This window comes from Amycolatopsis sp. NPDC101161, assembly GCF_044768185.1.
Classification (GTDB): Bacteria; Actinomycetota; Actinomycetes; order Mycobacteriales; family Pseudonocardiaceae; genus Amycolatopsis.
The window spans coordinates 910,232-930,457 of sequence record NZ_JBIWPI010000003.1; the positions used below are offsets into that span (position 1 = coordinate 910,232).

Genomic DNA, 20,226 nt, shown 5'->3' on the forward strand with positions numbered 1-20,226 from the left:
GATACCTGTGTCCAACGAAGCCAAGCTCCGCGACTACCTCAGGCGGGTCACCGCGGACCTGCACGAGGCCCGCGAACGCTTGCGCGAGCACGAGGTCCGGGCCGCGGACCCGATTGCGGTCGTGGGCACGGCGTGCCGGTTCCCGGGCGGGATCGCGTCCCCCGGCGAGCTGTGGGACCTGGTGGCCGGGGGCCGGGACGCGATCTCCGGGTTCCCCGCCGACCGCGGCTGGGACCTGGCCGGCCTGTACGACCCCGATCCGGACCACCCCGGCACCAGCACCACCCGCGAAGGCGGCTTCCTGCACGACGCGGCGGAGTTCGACGCGGGGTTCTTCGGGGTCTCGCCGAGGGAAGCGCTCGCGATGGATCCGCAGCAGCGGTTGCTGCTGGAGACGTCGTGGGAAGCGTTCGAGGACGCCGGGATCGACCCGGGGTCGGTGCGCGGCAGCCGGGTCGGGGTGTTCACCGGGATCATGTACCACGACTACGGATCCCGGCTGCAGCACCGCGGGAGCCCCGAGTTCGAGGGGTACCTCGGCGAAGGCAGCGCGGGCAGCATCGCCTCCGGCCGCGTCGCCTACGTGCTCGGCCTGGAAGGGCCGGCGGTCACCGTCGACACGGCGTGTTCGTCCTCGCTGGTCGCGTTGCACCTGGCCGTCCAGTCGCTGCGCCGCGGCGAGTGCGAGCTCGCGCTGGCCGGCGGGGCCACGGTGATGGCGACCCCGGCGACCTTCGTCGAGTTTTCGCGCCAGCGCGGACTTTCCCCGGACGGGCGCTGCAAGGCCTTCGGCGAGGCCGCGGACGGCACCGGCTGGGGCGAAGGGGCCGGCGTGCTGCTCGTCGAGCGGCTTTCGGACGCGCGGCGCCTCGGGCACCGGGTGCTGGCGGTGGTGCGGGGCACCGCGGTGAACTCCGACGGCGCGTCGAACGGGCTCACCGCGCCGAACGGGCCCGCGCAGCAGCGGGTGATCCGGGCCGCGCTGGCCGACGCCCGGCTGGTTCCGTCCGATGTGGACGTCGTCGAAGCGCACGGGACGGGCACCGTGCTCGGCGACCCGATCGAGGCGGACGCGCTGCAGGCGACCTACGGGGCCGGGCGCCCGGCGGACGCGCCGCTGTGGCTGGGCTCGGTGAAGTCGAACCTCGGGCACACCCAGGCCGCGGCGGGTGTCGCGGGCGTACTCAAGATGATCATGGCGATGCGGCACGGCGTCGTGCCGAAGACGCTGCACGCCGACCCGCTCTCGTCCCATGTGGACTGGTCGGCGGGCGGGGTCCGGCCGGCGCTGGAACCGGTGGCGTGGACCACTTCCGGGCGGCCGCGCCGGGCCGGGATCTCGTCGTTCGGGATCAGCGGCACCAACGCCCACGTTGTCCTGGAACAGGCGCCGGCCGCCGAACCCGCGCCGGAACCGCCGGCCGTGCCCGTGGTGCCGTGGGTGCTGTCGGCCCGTTCGGAAACCGCGCTGCGCGCACAGGCGGCCCGGCTCGCCGAGGTCGACGCGCACCCGGTCGACGTCGGCTGGTCGCTGCTGACCACGCGGGCGCTGCTGCCGCACCGGGCCGTCGTGCTGGCCACCGGCCGCCCGGGCGCCGAGGCGGGGCTCGCGGCGCTTGCCGAGGGTATGTCCGCGTCGAACGTGCTGACCGGGCGGGCCACCGCGCGGCGGGAGCCGGCGTTCGTCTTCTCCGGCCAGGGCAGCCAGCGGCCGGGCATGGGACGCGAGCTGGCCGAGAGCCGGCCGGAGTTCGCCGAGGCGCTCGAGGAGGTCTGCGCCGCGTTCGCGGGCCGGCTGCCGCGTCCGCTGCGCGAAGTGATGTTCGCCCCCGAAGGGCACCCCGACGCGGCTCTGCTCGACGAGACGCGGTACGCCCAGCCGGCGTTGTTCGCCCTGGAGGTCGCGCTGTACCGCCTCGCGGTGTCGGCCGGCCTGACGCCGAAGGTGCTCGCCGGGCACTCGATCGGCGAGATCGCCGCCGCGCACGTCGCGGGCGTGCTGACCCTGGCCGACGCCTGCGCGCTCGTCGCCGCGCGCGGTGCGCTCATGCAGGACCTGCCGCCGGGCGGCGCGATGCTCGCCGTGGCGGCACCCGAGCGGGACGTCGCCGGGTTCCTCGGCGACGGCGCCGGGCTCGCCGCGGTCAACGGGCCCGAAGCCGTGGTGATCTCCGGCGAAGAGTCCGTTGTGGACGGTGTGGCCGCGGAGTTCCGGGCGCGCGGCACGCGGGTCCACCGCCTGCGGGTGAGCCACGCCTTCCACTCGCCGCTGATGGACCCGATGCTCGAGGACTTCCGCGCCGTGGTGCGGAGCCTGGAGCTGCGGGAGCCGGACCTGCCGATCGTGTCGTCGGTGACCGGGCGCGCCGTCGCGCCGGGTGAGCTCACCGACCCGGAGTACTGGGTGCGGCACGTGCGCGAGACCGTGCGGTTCGCCGACGCCGTCGACGCGCTGCGGGCCGCGGGCGCGACGGCGTTCGTCGAAGTCGGTCCCGGTTCGGTGCTCGCCGGGATGGTGCGCGGCTGCCTCGGCGAGGACGCGGCCGAGCCGGTCGTGCCGCTGCTGCGCGGCGGCCGGCCGGAACCCGAAGCCCTGCTCGCCGCGATCGGCACGGCGTTCGTCTCCGGCGTCGAGACCGACTGGCGCCCGCTCCTGCCCGCCGGGCGCCGGATCGATCTGCCCACCTACCCGTTCCAGCGCGAGCGGTTCTGGCTCGACGCGCCGGACGACGGCGTCGCCGCGGGGTTCGGCGCGGCGGGGCACCCGCTGCTGGGCGCGGTGCTCGGCGTCGCGGGGTCGGATCGGCTCGTGCTGACCGGCCGGCTGTCCGGCGCGACCTCGCCGTGGCTGACCGAGCACGCGGTGTCGGACACGGTTTTGCTACCCGGCACGGCGTTCGTCGAGCTGGCCCTGCGCGCCGGGTTGGAGGCCGGGTGCCCGCTCGTGGACGAGCTCACCCTCGAAGCGCCGCTCACGCTGTCCGGAACCGACGGGGTCGACGTCCAGGTCGTGCTCGAACCGCCGGACGACCGGGGCCGCCGGGCGGTCACCGTCCACGCCCGCGACGGCGAGACGTGGATCCGGCACGCCGCCGGAATGCTCGCGCCGGGCGGGGAACCGGCCGGCGACGCCGGTGCCTGGCCGCCCGCCGGCGCGCGTGCCGAAGACGTGTCCGGTCTCTACGACCGGCTGGCCGCGCTCGGCTTCGGCTACGGGCCGGCGTTCCGCGGGCTGCGCGGGCTCTGGCGCCGTGACGGCGAGCTTTTCGCCGAAGTGGCGCTGCCGCCCGAAGCCGGGCAGGCGGGCTACCTGCTGCACCCCGCGCTGCTCGACGCCGTGCTGCACGCACTGGCCGCCGACGGCGGTGCCCGGCCCTTGCTGCCGTTCTCCTGGCACGGAGTCGAGGTGTACGCGGCGGGCGCGGCCGTGGTCCGCGCCCGGATCACCCGCACCGGCGACGCCGTCTCGCTGCTGCTCTCCGGCGAGGACGGCCGTGCCGTCGCCTCGGTCCGGTCGCTGGTGCTGCGGCCCCTGGACCCGGCGCTGCTGCGCCCGCGCGGGATCGCCGACGCGCTGTTCGCCTTGGAGTGGGTCCCGGCCACGCCGTCCGGGACCGCGCCCGGCCGGTGCGTGCTGGTGGGGCCGGCGCACGACGGGACGCTCGAAGCGTTCCCGGACCTGGCGGCGCTCGCGCTGGACCCGGGACCGGAGCCGGCGTTCGTGCTGGCCCCGGTGCCGCGCGGCGACGGCGACCCGGCCGGCGCGGCCCGCCGGATGACCGCCGACGTGCTGCGCCTGGTGCGATCGTGGCTCGCTCTCGACCGGTTCGCCACCTCGCGGCTGGTGCTGGTCACCTCCGGGGCACTGGAGGAAGACCCCGCTTCGGCGGCCGTGTGGGGGTTGGTCCGGTCCGCGCAGGCCGAACATCCGGACCGGTTCGTGCTCGCCGACGTCGAAACGCCGGATGACCTACCGGTCCTGGTCGCCGCGTTGGGACCGGGCGAGCCGCAATTGGCCGTCCGCGCCGGCGCGGTCACCGTGGCGCGGCTGGCTCACCTCGACTTGGCACCGCGTCCGGGCGACGCGGAACCGGTGCCCGGCTGGGACGCCGACGGCACGGTCCTGATCACCGGCGGCACGGGCGGGCTCGGCGCGCTGGTCGCCCGGCACCTGGTACGGCGCCACGGCGTCCGGCACCTCGTGCTGCTCAGCCGGCGTGGTCCGGCGGCCGCCGGCGCGGCCGGGCTGGTGACCGAGCTGACCGGGCTGGGGGCCCGGGTTTCGGTGGCGGCGTGCGACGTCGCCGACCGCGCCGCCCTCGCGGACGTGCTCGCGGGGATCCCCGCTACGCACTCGCTGCGCGCGGTCGTGCACGCCGCCGGGGTGCTCGCGGACGCGACCGTCACCGGGCTCACCCCCGACCGGCTGGAGCGGGTCTTCGCGCCCAAGGCGGCCGCGGCCTGGCACCTGCACGAGCTGACCCGCGGGCTCGACTTGCACGCGTTCGTCCTGTTCTCGTCCGTGTCCGGCGTGCTGGGCGCGGGTGGGCAGGCGAACTACGCCGCGGCCAACGCGTTCCTCGACGGCCTGGCCCGGCACCGCCGCGCGGCCGGGTTGCCCGCCGTCTCCCTCGCCTGGGGGCCGTGGGAGACCGGGATGGCCGCGCGGCTCGGGGAACGGCAGGCGAGCCGGGTGGCCGGCCGCGCGATCCCGCTGTCCGATGAAGACGGGCTCGCGTTGTTCGACGCCGCGCTGGGCGGCCCGGCCGTGGTGCCGGTGCCGGTCCGGCTGGCCACCGCCGGCACCTACGACGACGTGCCCGCGGTGCTGCGCGGCCTGGTGCGCGCGCGGCCGCGCCCGGCCGCGGCCCCGGCGTTCGCCGCCCGGCTCGCCGCTGCCGGTGAGCCCAACCGCGAGCGGCTGCTCGCCGAGCTCGTCCGGGCCGAGACCGCGGCGGTGCTCGGGCACGCGGACCCGGCGGCGGTCGACCCCGCGGTCCCGTTCGGGGAGCAGGGGCTCGACTCGCTGACCGCGCTGGAGCTGCGCACCCGGCTCAACGCGGCGACCGGGCTGAAGCTGCCCGCCGCCGTCGTGTTCGACCACCCCGACCCGGGCGCGCTGGTCCGCTTCCTGCTGGCCGAGCTCACCGGGCTTGGCGAAGCGCCGCTCGTCCCGGCCGCGCGCGCGGCCGCCGAGGAGCCGATCGCGATCGTCGGCATGGCGTGCCGTTACCCGGGTGGCGTCTCGTCGCCGGAGGACCTGTGGGACCTGGTCGCCGCCGGGCGCGACGCGATCGGCGGGTTCCCCGGCGATCGCGGCTGGGACCTCGGCGCGCTGTACGACCCCGACCCGGAACACGCCGGCACGAGCTACGTGCGCGAAGGCGGTTTCCTCTACGACGCCGCGGAGTTCGACGCTGGCTTCTTCGGGATCTCGCCCCGCGAAGCGCTGGCGATGGACCCCCAGCAGCGGCTGCTGCTGGAGACGTCGTGGCTCGCGCTGGAGCACGCCGGGATCGACCCCGCCGCGGTCCGGGGGAGCGCGGCCGGGGTGTTCACCGGCCTGATGTACCACGACTACGCCAGTGGCGCCGCCGCCGTGCCGGACGAGGTCCGCGGCCTGCTCGCCACCGGCAACTCGGGCAGCGCGGCCTCGGGCCGGCTGTCCTACACGTTCGGTTTCCAGGGCCCCGCGGTCACGGTGGACACGGCGTGCTCGTCGTCGCTGGTGGCGCTGCACCTCGCGGCGCAGTCGCTGCGCCGCGGCGAGTGCGACCTGGCGCTCGCGGGCGGGGTGACGGTGATGGCGACCCCGGCGACGTTCCTCGAGTTCTCGCGCCAGCGCGGGCTCGCCCCGGACGGCCGCTGCAAGGCGTTCGCCGCGTCCGCGGACGGCACCGGCTGGGGCGAAGGCGGCGGGATGCTCGTCGTGGAACGGCTTTCCGACGCCCGGCGCAACGGGCACCCCGTGCTGGCCGTCGTGCGCGGCTCGGCGGTGAACCAGGACGGTGCGTCGAACGGCTTGACGGCGCCGAACGGGCCCGCGCAGCAGCGGGTGATCCGCGCCGCGCTGGCGGACGCGGGACTGGCACCGTCCGATGTGGACGTCGTGGAGGCGCACGGTACCGGCACCACCCTCGGCGACCCGATCGAGGCCGGCGCGCTGCTCGCGACGTACGGCCAGGAGCGGGCGGACCCGCTCTGGCTGGGCTCGGTCAAGTCGAACCTCGGGCACACGCAGGCCGCCGCCGGGGTGGCCGGCGTGATCAAGGTGATCATGGCGATGCGCCACGGCGTGCTGCCGAAGACCCTGCACGTGGACGAGCCGTCGCCGCACGTCGACTGGGCGGCGGGCGCGGTTTCGCTGCTCACCGAGCCGGTCGCGTGGCCGGCGCGCGACCGGCCGCGCCGGGCGGGCGTCTCGTCGTTCGGAGTCAGCGGCACGAACGCCCACGTCGTGCTCGAAGAGGGCACGGAGACCCCGCGTGAGGGCGCCGCCGTCATTCCGGCCGGGCCGCTGCCGTGGCTGGTTTCGGCGCACGACCCGCAGGCTTTGCGGGCGCAGGCCGGACGGCTGCACCGCCGGCTGGCGGAGGCTGACTTCGCGCCCGCCGACGTCGGGTTCTCCCTGGCCGCCCGGGCAACCCTGCCGCACCGGGCCGTGGTGCTCGGCGCCGACAGCGAGGAGCTGCTGGCCGGTCTGGCGGAACTGCGCGACGGCGGACCGGTCGCGGCCGAGGGCGAGGCGCCGAGGACGCCGCCCGAAGTCGTCTTCGTCTTCCCCGGCCAAGGCTCGCAGTGGCCGGCGATGGCGCGCGAGCTGCTGGCCGGCGCGCCGGTGTTCCGGGAGCGCCTGCACGCGTGCGCGGCGGCGCTGGCCCCGCACGTCGGCTGGTCGCTGCTCGACGTCCTGGCCGGCGCCGACGAGGACGCGCTCGACAGGGTCGACGTCGTGCAGCCCGCGTTGTTCGCGGTGATGGTGTCGCTGGCGGAGCTGTGGCGCTCCTACGGCGTGGAGCCGGCGGCGGTGGTGGGGCATTCGCAGGGGGAGATCGCGGCGGCGGTGGTGTCGGGTGCGCTGTCGCTCGAGGACGGTGCGAAGGTGGTCGCGTTGCGCAGCAAGGCGATCCGGCGGATCGCCGGCCGCGGCGCGATGGCTTCGATCCCGCTCCCGGCCGACGAAGTCCGGGCGCGGCTGACCGGGTCGGTGGAACTGGCCGTCCACAATGGACCGTCGGCTACGGTGGTCGCCGGACCCGTCGACGAGGTCGAGGACCTGATCGGCCGCTGCGAACGGGACGGCGTCCGGGCGAAGCGCGTCCCGGTCGACTACGCGTCGCACTCGTTCGCCGTGGAGGAGATCGAGGACGCGATCGTCACGGCGCTGGCGGGGATCACGCCGCGGCCCGCGCGGGTCGCGTTCCACTCCACGGTGACCGGCGGCGAGCTCGACACCACCGGGCTGGGGGCGGAGTACTGGTACGCGAACCTGCGGCGGCCGGTGCTGTTCGAGGAGGTGGTCCGCGGTCTCGCGGCCGGCGGCCACCGCGCGTTCGTCGAGGTCAGCCCGCACCCGGTGCTGACGGCGGCGGTCCAGGACACCCTCGGTACCGACGGCGTGGTGACGGGCTCCCTGCGCCGGGAAGACGGCGGCCTGCGCCGGTTCGTCACATCGCTGGCCACGGCGCACACGGGCGGGGTCCGGATCGGCTGGACGCCGCTGTGGCCGGACGCGCGCCGGGTGGAGCTGCCCGGGTACGCGTTCCAGCGGCAGCGGTACTGGCTCGAAGCAGCCCAGCCGGCGGCCGACCCGGCACAGGACCGGTTCTGGGCGGCGGTCGAGGCCGGAGACGCGGTGGGGCTGGCCGGCACGTTGGGCGTGGACGGCGAGGAAATCGAGGCGTTGCTGCCGGCATTGGCAGGGTGGCACCGCGGCCGCCGCGAGACGGCGGAGACGGACTCGTGGCGGTACCGGGTGGAATGGCGGCGGGTGCCGGTGAGCGGGGAGGAGGCCAGGGGCCGCTGGCTGGCCATCGTGCCGCCGGTGGTCGAGGCCGCCCTCCCACCTGTCCTCGATGGACTCGACCTCGTCACCGTCGTCGCCGAGCCCGGCAGCAGCCGGAGCGAGCTCGCCGCCCTTCTCGCCGGCGCCCTCGCCGACGGACCTGTCTCCGGCGTCCTCTGCTTCCCCGGCGGCCCCGCCGAAACCGCCGTCGCCACCACCCTCGCGACCCTGCAAGCCTTCGCCGACATCGGGGGCGGCCCCGCCCGCCTCTGGTGCGTCACCCACCGCGCCGTCGCCACCGGGCCCGGGGATGCTCCTCCCGATCCGGCGCAGGCCGCCGTCTGGGGGGCCGGCCGGATTGCCGCTCTCGAGCACCCCGGCCACTGGGGCGGCCTGATCGACCTGCCCGGGGCGGACGCCTTCCGCGGCCTCGCCGCGGCGCTCGCGGCCGGTCCCGAAGACCAGCTGGCCGTCCGGGACTCCGGCCTCCACGCGCGCCGGCTGGTGCGGGCCCTTCCCGGTGGCGAAGCTTGGCAACCCTCCGGCACCGCGCTGGTCACCGGCGGGACCGGCACCCTCGGGGCCGCGACCGCCCGGTGGCTCGCCCGGCGCGGCTGCGACCACGTCGTGGTCACGGCCACCGCCGCCGACCCCGGCCGGACCGCGGAGCTGGACGGCGAACTGTCCGCGCTCGGCGCCAAAGCCACCTTCCTGCACTGGGATCCCGCCACTCCGGACGCGGCCGCGGCACTGGCCGCGGCGCTGCCCGGCGTCCGGTTCTCCGTCGTGGTGCACGCCGACGCCGGGTTCGCCGCCACGCCGATCGCCGCGCTCGACGCCACCCGGGTCGCGGACGTGCTGCGGCCGATGGCCCGAGCCGCGACCACCCTCGCCGAGATCGCCCGGGCCCACGAAACGCCGAATTTCCTGCTCTACCACGGCGTTTCGGGCGTCTGGGGCAGCGCGGGCGGCGGTGTCCACGCGGCGGCCGACGCGTTCCTGGAGGCGTTCGCCGAGCGCGCCCGCGCCGAAGGCCTGCCGGCCGGCGCGGTCGCCTGGGGACCGTGGAGTGCCCCCGAGCCGGACGACCTCGCCGAGACGACCCGGCGGCATGGCCTGCCCGCCGTGGACCCGGACCGGGCGCTGTCCGCGCTGCGCCGGCCCGGCGGCGGACCGCAGATCGTCGCCGACGTCGACTGGACGCGCCTGGCACCCGCGCTCACGGCGGCCCGGCCTTCACCGCTGCTGGCCGACTTCGCCGAGGCGCCACCCGAAGCGCCCGCTCAGGATCTCGCCGCGCTGCCGCCCGAAGAGCGGCGGACCGCGATCGACCGGCTGGTCCGCGGGACCGCGGCCGCCGTGCTGGGGCACGGGCCGGCGGGCAGCGTCGGCGCCCGCCGCGCGTTCAAGGAACTGGGCTTCGACTCGGTGACCGCCGTCGAGCTGCGCAACCGGCTGACCGCGGCTACCGGACTGGCCCTGCCGGCGACGCTCATCTTCGACCACCCGACGGCCGAAGCGCTCGCCGCGTACCTCTACGCGGAGCTCGAACCGGAGCCGGAGCCGCTGCCCGAGCTCGTCGCCCGGCTGGAAGCGGCGCTGCCCCGCGCGACGGTGGCCGAGCCGGAACGCGCGGCCCTCGCCGCCCGGCTCGCCGCGGCGCTGGAGTCACTCACCGGGGACCCCGGCCGGTCCGGGGACGAGCACGGTCTGGCGACCGCCTCGGCCGACGAGGTGCTCGCCTTCATCGACAGGGAGTTCGGTAACGATGGCTGACGAGCAGAAGCTGGTCGACTACCTCAAGCGCGTCACCGCGGACCTGCACGCGACGCGCGAACGGCTGCGGGAGAGCGAACGGCGGGCGAGCGAGCCGATCGCGATCATCGGCATGGGCTGCCGGTTCCCGGGCGGCGTGACGTCTCCGGACGAGCTGGGCGACCTGGTGGCCGCCGGCGGCGACGCGATCTCGGGCTTCCCGGCGGGACGCGGCTGGGAGGGCACCTACCGCCACGGCGAGGACGCCGACCTCCCGGGGACCGTCACCACGCGCGAAGGCGGCTTCCTGCACGACGCGGCGGAGTTCGACGCGGGGTTCTTCGGGGTCTCGCCGCGGGAGGCGCTGGCGATGGATCCGCAGCAGCGGTTGCTGCTGGAGACGTCGTGGGAGGCGTTCGAGGACGCGGGGATCGACCCGGCGTCAGCCCGCGGCGGGGAGACCGGCGTCTTCGTCGGCACCAACGCGCAGGACTACGTGGTGGGCCTCGCCGGCGCGGCCGACGAAGCGCTGGAGGGCCACCTGCTCACCGGCAACGCCGCGAGCGTGCTGTCCGGCCGGATCGCCTACGTGCTCGGGCTGGAGGGGCCGGCCGCGACCGTGGACACGGCGTGTTCGTCGTCGCTGGTCGCGCTGCACCTGGCCGCGCAGGCCCTGCGCGGCGGGGAATGCGCGCTCGCCCTCGCCGGCGGCGCAACGGTGATGGCCACGCTCCTGCAGCTGCGGGGCTTCAGCCGCCAGCGCGCGCTCGCCGCGGACGGCCGGTGCAAGGCGTTCTCGGCCGCCGCGGACGGCATGGGCATGGCCGAAGGGGCCGGGGTGCTGCTGCTCGAACGGCTCTCGGACGCCCAGCGCCACGGCCGCCGGATCCTCGCGGTGGTCCGGGGCAGCGCGGTCAACCAGGACGGCGCGTCCAACGGGCTGACCGCCCCGAACGGGCCGGCGCAGCAGCGGGTGATCCGGGCGGCACTGGCGAAAGCCGGGCTGGGACCGTCCGATGTGGACGCCGTGGAGGCGCACGGCACCGGCACCGGGCTGGGCGACCCCATCGAGGCGCAGGCGCTCCTGGCGACCTACGGCAAGCACCGCGACCGGCCGCTGTGGCTCGGGTCGGTGAAGTCGAACATCGGGCACACCCAGGCGGCCGCGGGCGTCGCCGGCGTGATCAAGGTGGTGCAGGCCCTGCGGCGGGAAGAGCTGCCGCCGACGCTGCACGTGGCCGAGCCGACCCGGCAGGTCGACTGGTCGGCGGGCGCGGTCTCGCTGCTCGCCGAGCCGGTCCCGTGGCCCGCCGGCGACCGGCCGCGGCGCGCCGGCGTCTCGTCCTTCGGGATGAGCGGGACGAACGCGCACGTCATCGTCGAAGAGGCGCTCGCCGCGCCCGAGCCCGGTGGCCGGCCGACGCCGGAGTCGGTGCCGTGGGCGCTGTCCGCGCGCAGCACGCGGGCCCTGGCCGGTCAGGCGGCCCGCCTCCGGGCGCGGCTCGCCGAGCTGCCCGGGCTGGACGTCGCCGACGTCGGCCTGTCGCTGGCGACCACGAGAACCGCGTTCGAGCACCGGGTCGTGCTGACCGGCGGCCGCGAAGAGCTGCTGGCCGGCCTGGCCGAGCTCGCCCGCGGTGCGGAGGCCGGGGTCGGCGGGGTTGCCGGCGAGGACGACCGCCCGGTCGTGTTCGTCTTCCCCGGCCAGGGCACGCAGTGGGACGGCATGGCCCGGGAGCTGTTCGTCCGCTCGGACGTCTTCCGCGCGCGGCTGACCGAGTGCGCCCGCGCCCTCGAACCGCACACCGGCTGGTCGCTGCTGGACGTCGTGCAGGGCGTGGCCGGCGCACCGGGGCTCGACCGGGTCGACGTCGTGCAGCCGGTTTCGTTCGCGGTGATGGTGTCGCTGGCCGGGCTGTGGCGCTCCTACGGCGTCGAACCGGCGGCGGTGACCGGGCATTCGCAGGGCGAGATCGCGGCGGCGGTGGTGTCGGGTGCGCTGTCGCTCGAGGACGGCGCGAAGGTGGTTTCCCTGCGCAGCAAAGCGATCCGCCGGATCGCGGGCCGCGGCGGCATGCTCGCGGTCGGGCTGCCCGAAGCGCGGCTGCGTGAGCTGCTCCCGGACGGCTTGGTGGTGGCGGCGGTCAACGGGCCGTCGGCCGCCGTGGTCTCCGGGGATGTCGCGGCGGTGCGCGCCTTCGCGGACCGGCTGACCGCGGACGGCGTCCGCGCCAAGGTCGTGCCGGTCGACTACGCGTCGCACTCCCCGCACGTCGAAGAGCTGCACGCAGAGATCGGCACCGCGCTCGCGGGGATCACGCCGCGGCCCGCCGAGGTGCCGTTCTGGTCGACGGTCACCGGCAGCCCGCTAGACACGACCGCGCTCGACGGCGGCTACTGGTTCGAGAACCTGCGCCGCCCGGTGCGGTTCGCCGAGGTGGTCGCCGCGCTCGGCGCGGCCGGGCACCGCGCGTTCGTCGAAGTCAGCTCGCACCCGGTGCTGACGCCAGGCATCCAGGACATCGAGGCCGACGCCGTCGTCACCGGCACGCTCCGCCGCGACGACGGAGGTCTCGAACGGTTCTGGGCGTCGCTGGCGGAACTGCACGTCGCCGGCGTGCCGGTGGACTTCACCCCGGCGTTCCCGGGCGCCCGCCCGGTGTCGCTGCCGACCTACGCGTTCGACCGGACGCGGTACTGGCGCAGCGGTGCCCCGGCCCGGGGCCGCGCGGTCGTCGACGACTGGCGCTACCGCGTGACCTGGCGGCGGCTGGCGGGCGAGCCCGCCGAGCCGACCGGTCGCTGGTTCGCCGTCGGGTCCCTGGCGGACCTGCCCGCCACAGCCGGCTTCGATGGCGTCGACCTCCGCTGGATCGCCCCGGGCACCGACCGGGCGGACCTCGCGCGTCGGCTGCGGTCCGCCGCGGCCGACGGGCCGCCCGCCGGGGTGCTCGCCCTGCCGGCCGGAGCGGACGCAGTGCTCGCGACCGCCGTCCTGGTCCAGGCGCTCGGCGACGCCGGTGTCGAAGCGCCGCTGTGGTGCCTGACCCGCGGGGCGGTGGCCGCGGTCCCCGGTGACGTCGTCGTGCCCGGCCAGGCCGCCGTGTGGGGCCTCGGCCGGAGCCTCGCCCTGGAGCACCCCGGGCGGTGGGGCGGGCTCGTGGACCTCCCGGCCGACGCCGGCGAAGCCGTCTGGGCCCGGGTGCGCGGCGTGCTCGCGGGCGCCGCTCGGGAAGACCAGGTCGCGGTCCGCGCGGCCGGTCTCCACGCGCGCCGGCTGGTCCGCGCGCCGCTCGCCGTGTCCGGGCCGCCGTGGCGGCCGGAGGGCACGGTGCTGGTCACCGGCGGGACCGGCGCCGCCGGTGCCCAGGTCGCCCGCTGGCTCGCGCGCGCCGGAGCCGAGCACCTCGTCCTGACCGGGCGGCGCGGCGAGGCCGCGCCCGGTGCCACCGACCTCGCTGCGGAACTGACGGCGCTCGGCGCCCGCGTCACCGTGGCGGCGTGCGACGTCGGTAACCGCGCCGCGCTGGCGGCCCTCCTCGACGGCCTTTCCGGTCCCCCGCTGCGCGCCGTCTTCCACGCGGCGGGCGTGCTCGAAGACGGGGTCGCGGACTCGCTCACCGCGCGGCAGCTGGCCGCCGTCGCGCACCCGAAGTCCCGGGCCGCGGCCCACCTGCACGAGCTGACGCGCGACCGCGAACTCACCGCTTTCGTCCTGTTCTCTTCCTTCGCGGGCACCTTCGGCGGCGCGGGGCAAAGCGCTTACGCGGCCGCGAACGCCGAACTCGACGCGCTCGCCGAACTCCGCCACGCAGAGGGCTTGCCCGCCACGTCGGTGGCCTGGGGGTTCTGGGGCGGCGCCGGCCTGGCGGCCGACAACGCGGCCGCCGACGAGCGCCTGCGCCGCGGCGGCGTCCTCCCGATGGCGCCGGAGCAGGCGGTCCTCGCGCTCGGGCGGGAGCTGACGGCGGGCGACCCGGCGGTCGTGCTGGCCGACGTCGACTGGGAGCGGTTCGGTCCCGCGTTCACCGCGGCGCGCCCGAGCCCGCTGCTGGCCGATCTGCCGGACGTCCGCGCCGAAGACCCGGGCGTGGCCGACGGCGACATCACGGCGGAGCTGGCCGCGCTGCCGGCGGCCGCCCGGCGGGACCGGCTTGCCGGGATCGTCCGCGCCGCGGCCGCCCGGGTGCTCGGTCACGACGGCGCGGAGGCGGTCGAGGCGTCGCGGCCGTTCAAGGACCTCGGGTTCGACTCGCTCACCGCGCTCGAGCTGCGCAACCGGCTCGGCGCCGTGACGGGGCTGCGGCTGCCCGCGACGCTCGTCTTCGACCACCCGACCCCGGCAGCGCTCACCGCGTTCCTGGCGGCCGACTTCGGCGACAGCGCCGAGCCGGCACCGGAGGAGACCGTGGCCCGGCCCGGGGACGAGCCGATCGCGATCGTCGGCACGGCCTGCCGGCTGCCCGGCGGCGTCCGGACCGCGGCCGACCTGTGGCGGCTGGTGGCCGGCGAGGTCGACGCGATCGGGCCGTTCCCGGCCGACCGGGGCTGGGACGTCGAGCACCTCTACGACCCGGACGGCACCCGGCCCGGGACGGTCTACGTCCGCGAAGGCGGTTTCGTGGCCGACGCGGCGGACTTCGACGCCGGCTTCTTCGGGATCTCGCCGCGGGAAGCGCTGGCGATGGACCCCCAGCAGCGGATCCTGCTGGAGACCGCCTGGGAGTCCTTCGAGGACGGCGGGATCGACCCCGCCTCGCTGCGCGGCAGCCGGACCGGGGTGTTCGTCGGCTCCAACATGCAGGACTACGGCGTCGGGCTCGCGGGCGCGGACGCCGAGGACCTGGCGGGACACCTGCTGACCGGCAACGCGTCGAGCGTGCTGTCCGGCCGGGTGGCCTACACGTTCGGCTTCGAAGGGCCGGCGGTGACCGTCGACACGGCGTGCTCGTCCTCCCTGGTGGCGCTGCACCTGGCGGTGCAGTCGCTGCGGCGCGGCGAGACCGACCTGGCGCTGGCCGGCGGGGTGACGGTGATGTCGTCCCCGGTCGCCTTCGTCGAGTTCGCCCGCCAGCGCGGGCTCGCCCCGGACGCCCGCTGCAAGGCCTTCGGCGACGGCGCCGACGGCACCGGCTGGGGCGAGGGCGCCGGGCTCCTCCTGGTGGAACGGCTTTCGGACGCGCGGCGCAACGGGCACCGGGTACTGGCGGTCGTGCGGGGCAGCGCGGTGAACTCCGACGGCGCGTCGAACGGCTTGACGGCCCCGAACGGGCCTTCGCAACAGCGGGTGATCCGGGCGGCGCTGGCCGACGCCGGGCTGGCACCGTCCGATGTGGACGTCGTGGAGGCACACGGCACCGGGACCGCGCTGGGCGACCCGATCGAGGCCCAGGCGCTGCTCGCGACCTACGGCCGGGACAGGGAAACCCCATTGTGGCTGGGATCGGTGAAGTCGAACATCGGGCACACCCAGGCGGCCGCCGGGGTGGCGGGCGTGCTCAAGGTGGTCGAGGCGATGCGGCACGGCGTCGTGCCCCGGACCCTGCACGCCGGCACCCCTTCGTCCCATGTGGACTGGAGCTCCGGCGCGGTGCGGGTGGCCGCCGAAGCGGTGCCGTGGGCGGACCCCGGGCGTCCCCGGCGCGCGGCGGTCTCCTCCTTCGGCATCAGCGGCACCAACGCCCACGTCGTCCTCGAAGCCGCCGACGAGACCGGGCCGGACCCCGAACCGAGCCCGCGGGCGGTGCCGGTGGTGCCCTGGGTGCTGTCGGCGGCCGGCGAAGCCGCGTTGCGCGCCCAGGCGATCCGCCTGGCCGAGTTCGCCGGGGGCGACGACGCGCCGCCGGCGGCCGACATCGGGTTCTCGCTGGCCACCACGCGGTCGGCGTTGCCGCACCGGGCGACGGTGCTGGGCAAGGACCGGGACGAGCTGCTGGCCGGGCTGCGAGCCCTGGCCGACGGCGCGACCCCGGCGTTCGTCCTGACCGGGAAAGCGCGGGAGGGCAGGCGGATCGCCTTCCTCTACACCGGCCAGGGCAGCCAGCGCGCGCGGATGGGCAGCGAGCTGGCCGCCGCGTACCCGGTGTTCGCCGAGGCGCTGGCGGAGGTGCTCGCCGAGTTCGAAACCCGGCTGCCCCGGTCGCTGCGCGAAGTCCTCTTCGCGCCGCCAGACGACCCCGACGCCGTGCTGCTGGACGAAACCGAGTACACCCAGCCGGCGCTGTTCACCTTCGAGGTCGCGCTGACGCGGCTGCTGGCGTCCTTCGGCGTCGTGCCCGGCTACGTGGTCGGCCACTCGGTGGGCGAGATCGTCGCGGCGCACGTCGCCGGGGTGCTCGACCTGCCGGACGCCTGCGCGCTCGTCGCGGCGCGTGCCCGCCTGATGCAGGCCCTGCCGCGCGGCGGGGCGATGGCGGCGATCGGCGCCGAGGAGAGCGTGGTGCGCGCCGAACTGCCCGCCCGCACGGACATCGCCGCGGTCAACGGGCCGGCCGCCGTGGTCGTTTCCGGGGTGGAGTCCGAAGTGGACGATCTGGTTACGGCGTTCCGCGCCCGCGGCGTCCGGGCCCGCCGGCTGCGGGTCAGCCACGCGTTCCACTCTTCCTTGGTGGAGCCGGTGCTCGGCGAGTTCCGCGAAGTGGTCTCCGGGCTGGCGTTCGCCGAGCCGCGGCTGCCGGTCGTGTCGAACCTGACCGGCGCCGCCGCCGCGCCCGGCGAGCTGACCGACCCGGAGTACTGGGTGCGGCACGTGCGGGAGCCGGTGCGGTTCGCCGCGGGCCTGCGCGCGCTGGAGGCCGCCGGGGTGGACGCGTACCTCGAGGTCGGGCCGGACGCGACGCTGACCGCGATGGCGCGGGACACCCTGGCCGGCCCCGCGGTCCTGGTGTCGGCGGCCCGGAAGTCCTGGCCCGAGCCGGAAGCGCTGCTGGCCGCCCTCGGGTCGCTGCACGCGGCCGGCGTCGGTGTCGCGTGGGGCGAGCTGTTCGCGGGGTCGGGCGCGCGGACCGTCCGCCTGCCCGGGTACGCGTTCCAGCGCACGCGGTTCTGGCCGGCCCGCCTCCGGGACGCCGTCCCCGCCCCGGAGGTGCCCGCCGCACCCGCGCCGACGCTGCTCGGCGAACTGGCGGCTGCCGAGCCCGCGGAGCACGACCGGCTGATCGCGGCGTTCGTCCGGGCGCAGGTGGCCGAAGTGCTCCGGCTGCCCGAACCCGTCGACGAGACGGCGGAGTTCCTCGAGCTGGGCTTCGACTCGCTGACCGCGATCGAGCTGCGCGACCGGCTGGCCGCGGCGCTCGGCCTGGACCTGCCGCCGACGCTGGTGTTCGACCAGCCGGCCCCCGGCCTGCTCACCGACTACCTGCGTGCCGAACTGAAGTACACCCAGCCGGCCGCGGCCGGGGAAGGCAAGGTGTCCCATGAAGGCTGACCGGGAGCGCTGGCTCCGCCGGTTCCACCCCCGCGACGACGCCGGCGTGGTGCTGCTCTGCTTCCCGCACGCCGGGGGAGCGGCGAGCGCCTACTACGCCCTGTCGGCGCAGGCACCGCCCGGCATCGACGTGCGCGTTGTGCAGTACCCCGGGCGGCAGGAACGCCGGACCGAGCCGTGCGTGGAGAGCGTCACCGGCCTGGCCGCCGGGGCGGTCGGCGCGCTGGAGCCCGACGGCCGCCCGGTCGCCGTCTTCGGCCACAGCATGGGGGCACTGGTCGCGTTCGAAGCGGCGCGGGCGCTCGAAGCCGGCGGCGCCGATGTGCGCGGGGTCTTCGTCTCCGCACGCAGCGCGCCGTGCCTGCGGCGTACGGACAAGGCGCTCGACGAATGGCCCGAAGAGGTCGTGCTCGCCGAGCTGGCCGCGCTCGGCGGTGCGAAGGGCGCGCGGCTCGCGAGCGAGGAGATCGTCCGGATGATGCTTCCGTCGCTGCGGTCGGACTACCGGGCCCTGCGCGGTTACCGGCCCGCCGACGACGTCCGCACGGCGAGCCCGATCACGGCGTTCGTCGGCGACGCCGACCCGACCACGCCCGTCGCCGACGCCGAAAGCTGGGGCCGGCACACGGAATCCGCGTTCGCACTGCACGTCCTGGAAGGCGGGCACTTCTACCTCGACGACCGGCTCGGGGCGGTCCTCGCGCGCATCGGCGCGGATCTTGCCCGGCCGCCGTTGACCGGTCAGGACGCCTGGTCTAAAGTTTAGGACACGTGACCTGATTCGCGCGGATCAGCGCTGGTCACGGACTCGCCGATCCGTAAGTCTGCAGCAGGGGGTTGCTCGATGACCACAACGCCACGTTCCACCGATGCGGCGGCGGGCGTGTCGCCTCCCGGCGCGCCCGAGGAGCCGCGCAACCTCGGCCTGGCCCTGATCGTGATCGCCGCGGCGACCTTGCTGATCATGCTGGACGCCAGCATCGTGAACGTCGCGCTGCCGACGATCCAGGCCAGCCTGGGCTTCTCGACCGAAAACCTGGAATGGGTCGTCACCGCGTATTCGGTGGCCTTCGGCGGGCTGCTGCTCCTCGGCGGCCGCACCGGCGACCTGTTCGGCCGGCGCCGGATGTTCATGGTCGGCATCGCGGTGTTCACGCTGGCCTCCTTCGCCGGTGGCTTCGCGATGAACCAGCCGTGGCTGATCGCGGCCCGCGCGGTACAGGGTGTCGGCGCGGCGATCGCGGCGCCGACGGCGCTTTCCCTGATCGCCACGACGTTCCCCGAAGGCGCGCGGCGCAACAAGGCGATGGGCGTCTACGCGATCGTCTCCAGCGGGGGCGCGGTGCTCGGGTTCATCCTCGGCGGCGTGCTGACCGACATCGCCACCTGGCGGTCGGTCCTGTTCGTCGTCGTCCCGATCGGGATCCTGGTCCTGCTGGCGGCGCCGAAGGTGCTGCCGGAGTCGAGCCACCGCGGGGGCAAGCTCGACCTGCCCGGCGCGGTCACCGTCACCGCCGGCATGGCGCTGCTGGTCTACGGCCTGATCCGGGCGTCGGCGACGTCGTGGTCGAACACGTCGACCTGGGTGCCGCTGGCCGTCGCGGTGGTGCTGCTGGTGGCGTTCGTGGTGATCGAGTCCAAGGTGGCCGCACCGCTGCTGCCGTTGCGCGTGCTGGCCGGGCACAACCGGTCCGCCGCGTACGCGATCACGCTCGCCGTCGGCGTCGGGCTGTTCGGCGTGACGTTCTTCCTCACCCTGTTCCTGCAGAAGATCCTCGGGTTCGGGGCGATCGAGGCCGGTCTCGCGTTCCTGCCGATCGCTGTCGCCATCGGGTTCATGGCCTCGACCATGGGCCGGCTGGCCGCGAAGGTCGGCACCCGGATCGGCGTGATCACCGGGCCGCTGGTCGCCGGGATCGGCGCGCTGCTGCTGTGGCTGACGACTTCGGCGGACGGCAGCTACGGGTGGGTCGTCGGGCCGATGATCCTGCTCGGCTGCGGCATCGGCATCGCGATCGTCCCGCTGACGCTGACCGCGATCACGTCGGTGCAGCCGATGGAGGCGGGCATCGCGTCCGCGCTGGTGAGCGTGAGCCAGCAGGTCGGCGGCGCGATCGGGCTGGCGGTGCTCGGCACCGTAGCGATCACGACCACGCGCGGCCGGCTCGGTGGCGACACCTCCGCGGCGCACGTCGCCGAAGCCACGGTCGCGGGTTACCAGAACGCTTTCCTCGTGGCGGGATGCGTGCTCATCGCCGCGTTCCTGCTCGGGCTCGTCGCGGTCAAGGCCAAACCGAAGCCGAAGACCCCGGCCGGCGCCGCTTCCTGATCCGGGGAGGTGCGCGGGCGACCGGGGCGGCCGCCCCGCCGGTGATCCCGGCGCGGTGGCGGCCCCGGTCTTCCGCGTCGGGCCGCCCGGTCAGCCGAGCGGGCAGAGCAGGGTGATCTCGTCCTGCACGACGGCGAAGGGCCGCTCGGTGACGGCCTGCCGGGTCGCCGCACCGATCAGGTACGACGTCAGCATGCGCGCCCGCAGTTCGGCGTTTTCCACGCCGACGGCACGCAGCAGGTCGTGGAAGATCCCGGTGACGTCCCGGGTCATCGAATCAATGGCGCCGAGCCGCCCGGCGCGCACCGAATGCAGCCAGTATTCGTGCCAGAGAACAATGGTGCCGGGCGCGGCGTTGAATATCTTCAGGTATTCGTCGACAGCCGACCAGAACCGGTCCAGGACGTCGGTGTGCTGCGCGACGGCTCGCCGGATGGCGCGCACGAAAGCGGCGATGTGCGCGGCCATCGCCTGGTCGATGAGCTCGTCCATGTCGGAGAAGTAGTAGTGGATGGCGCTCTTGGTGAGTGGGCTCGCCGCGGCGACGGCACGCGCGGTGCACCCGGCGAGGCCGCTCTCGACGAGGACGATCTTGGCCGCTTCGACGATTTTCGCCCGCTTCTCCTCCTGGTTGGGGGAGAATTCCTGCTTTTCGGCGCGGCCACTCTGCATGGTGGTAAGGATACCGTATTTCCCAGGTATGACGTCTCC

The 20,226-nt window shown here is 75.7% G+C and carries 5 protein-coding genes; 4 read left to right on the plus strand and 1 reads right to left on the minus strand.

Annotation, left to right across the window (positions count from 1 at the left end):
• Nucleotides 1-7 precede the first annotated feature (7 nt).
• From ACIRSS_RS25810 to ACIRSS_RS25825, 4 genes are all read left to right on the plus strand, one after another.
• Complete coding sequence (locus ACIRSS_RS25810; protein ID WP_400899148.1) at nucleotides 8-9,781, plus strand: type I polyketide synthase; 9,774 nt, start codon at nucleotides 8-10, stop codon at nucleotides 9,779-9,781.
• Nucleotides 9,774-17,186 (plus strand): SDR family NAD(P)-dependent oxidoreductase, encoded by a 7,413-nt coding sequence (locus ACIRSS_RS25815; RefSeq protein ID WP_400899150.1) that lies wholly within the window; start codon nucleotides 9,774-9,776, stop codon nucleotides 17,184-17,186. The genes ACIRSS_RS25810 and ACIRSS_RS25815 overlap by 8 nt, the downstream gene beginning before the upstream one ends.
• On the plus strand, nucleotides 17,176-17,952 hold the full coding sequence (locus ACIRSS_RS25820; RefSeq protein WP_400899152.1) for a thioesterase II family protein: 777 nt from the start codon (nucleotides 17,176-17,178) through the stop codon (nucleotides 17,950-17,952). The genes ACIRSS_RS25815 and ACIRSS_RS25820 overlap by 11 nt, the downstream gene beginning before the upstream one ends.
• A 78-nt stretch (nucleotides 17,953-18,030) precedes the next feature.
• A complete protein-coding gene (locus ACIRSS_RS25825; RefSeq protein WP_400899154.1) occupies nucleotides 18,031-19,515 on the plus strand; it encodes an MFS transporter in 1,485 nt (494 codons plus the stop codon).
• Between the two features lie 90 nt (nucleotides 19,516-19,605).
• Here the strand turns inward: ACIRSS_RS25825 and ACIRSS_RS25830 are convergent, their stop codons facing one another.
• Nucleotides 19,606-20,187, minus strand: coding sequence for a TetR/AcrR family transcriptional regulator (locus ACIRSS_RS25830; protein WP_400899156.1), 582 nt, complete (start codon nucleotides 20,185-20,187; stop codon nucleotides 19,606-19,608).
• Nucleotides 20,188-20,226: the final 39 nt, after the last annotated feature.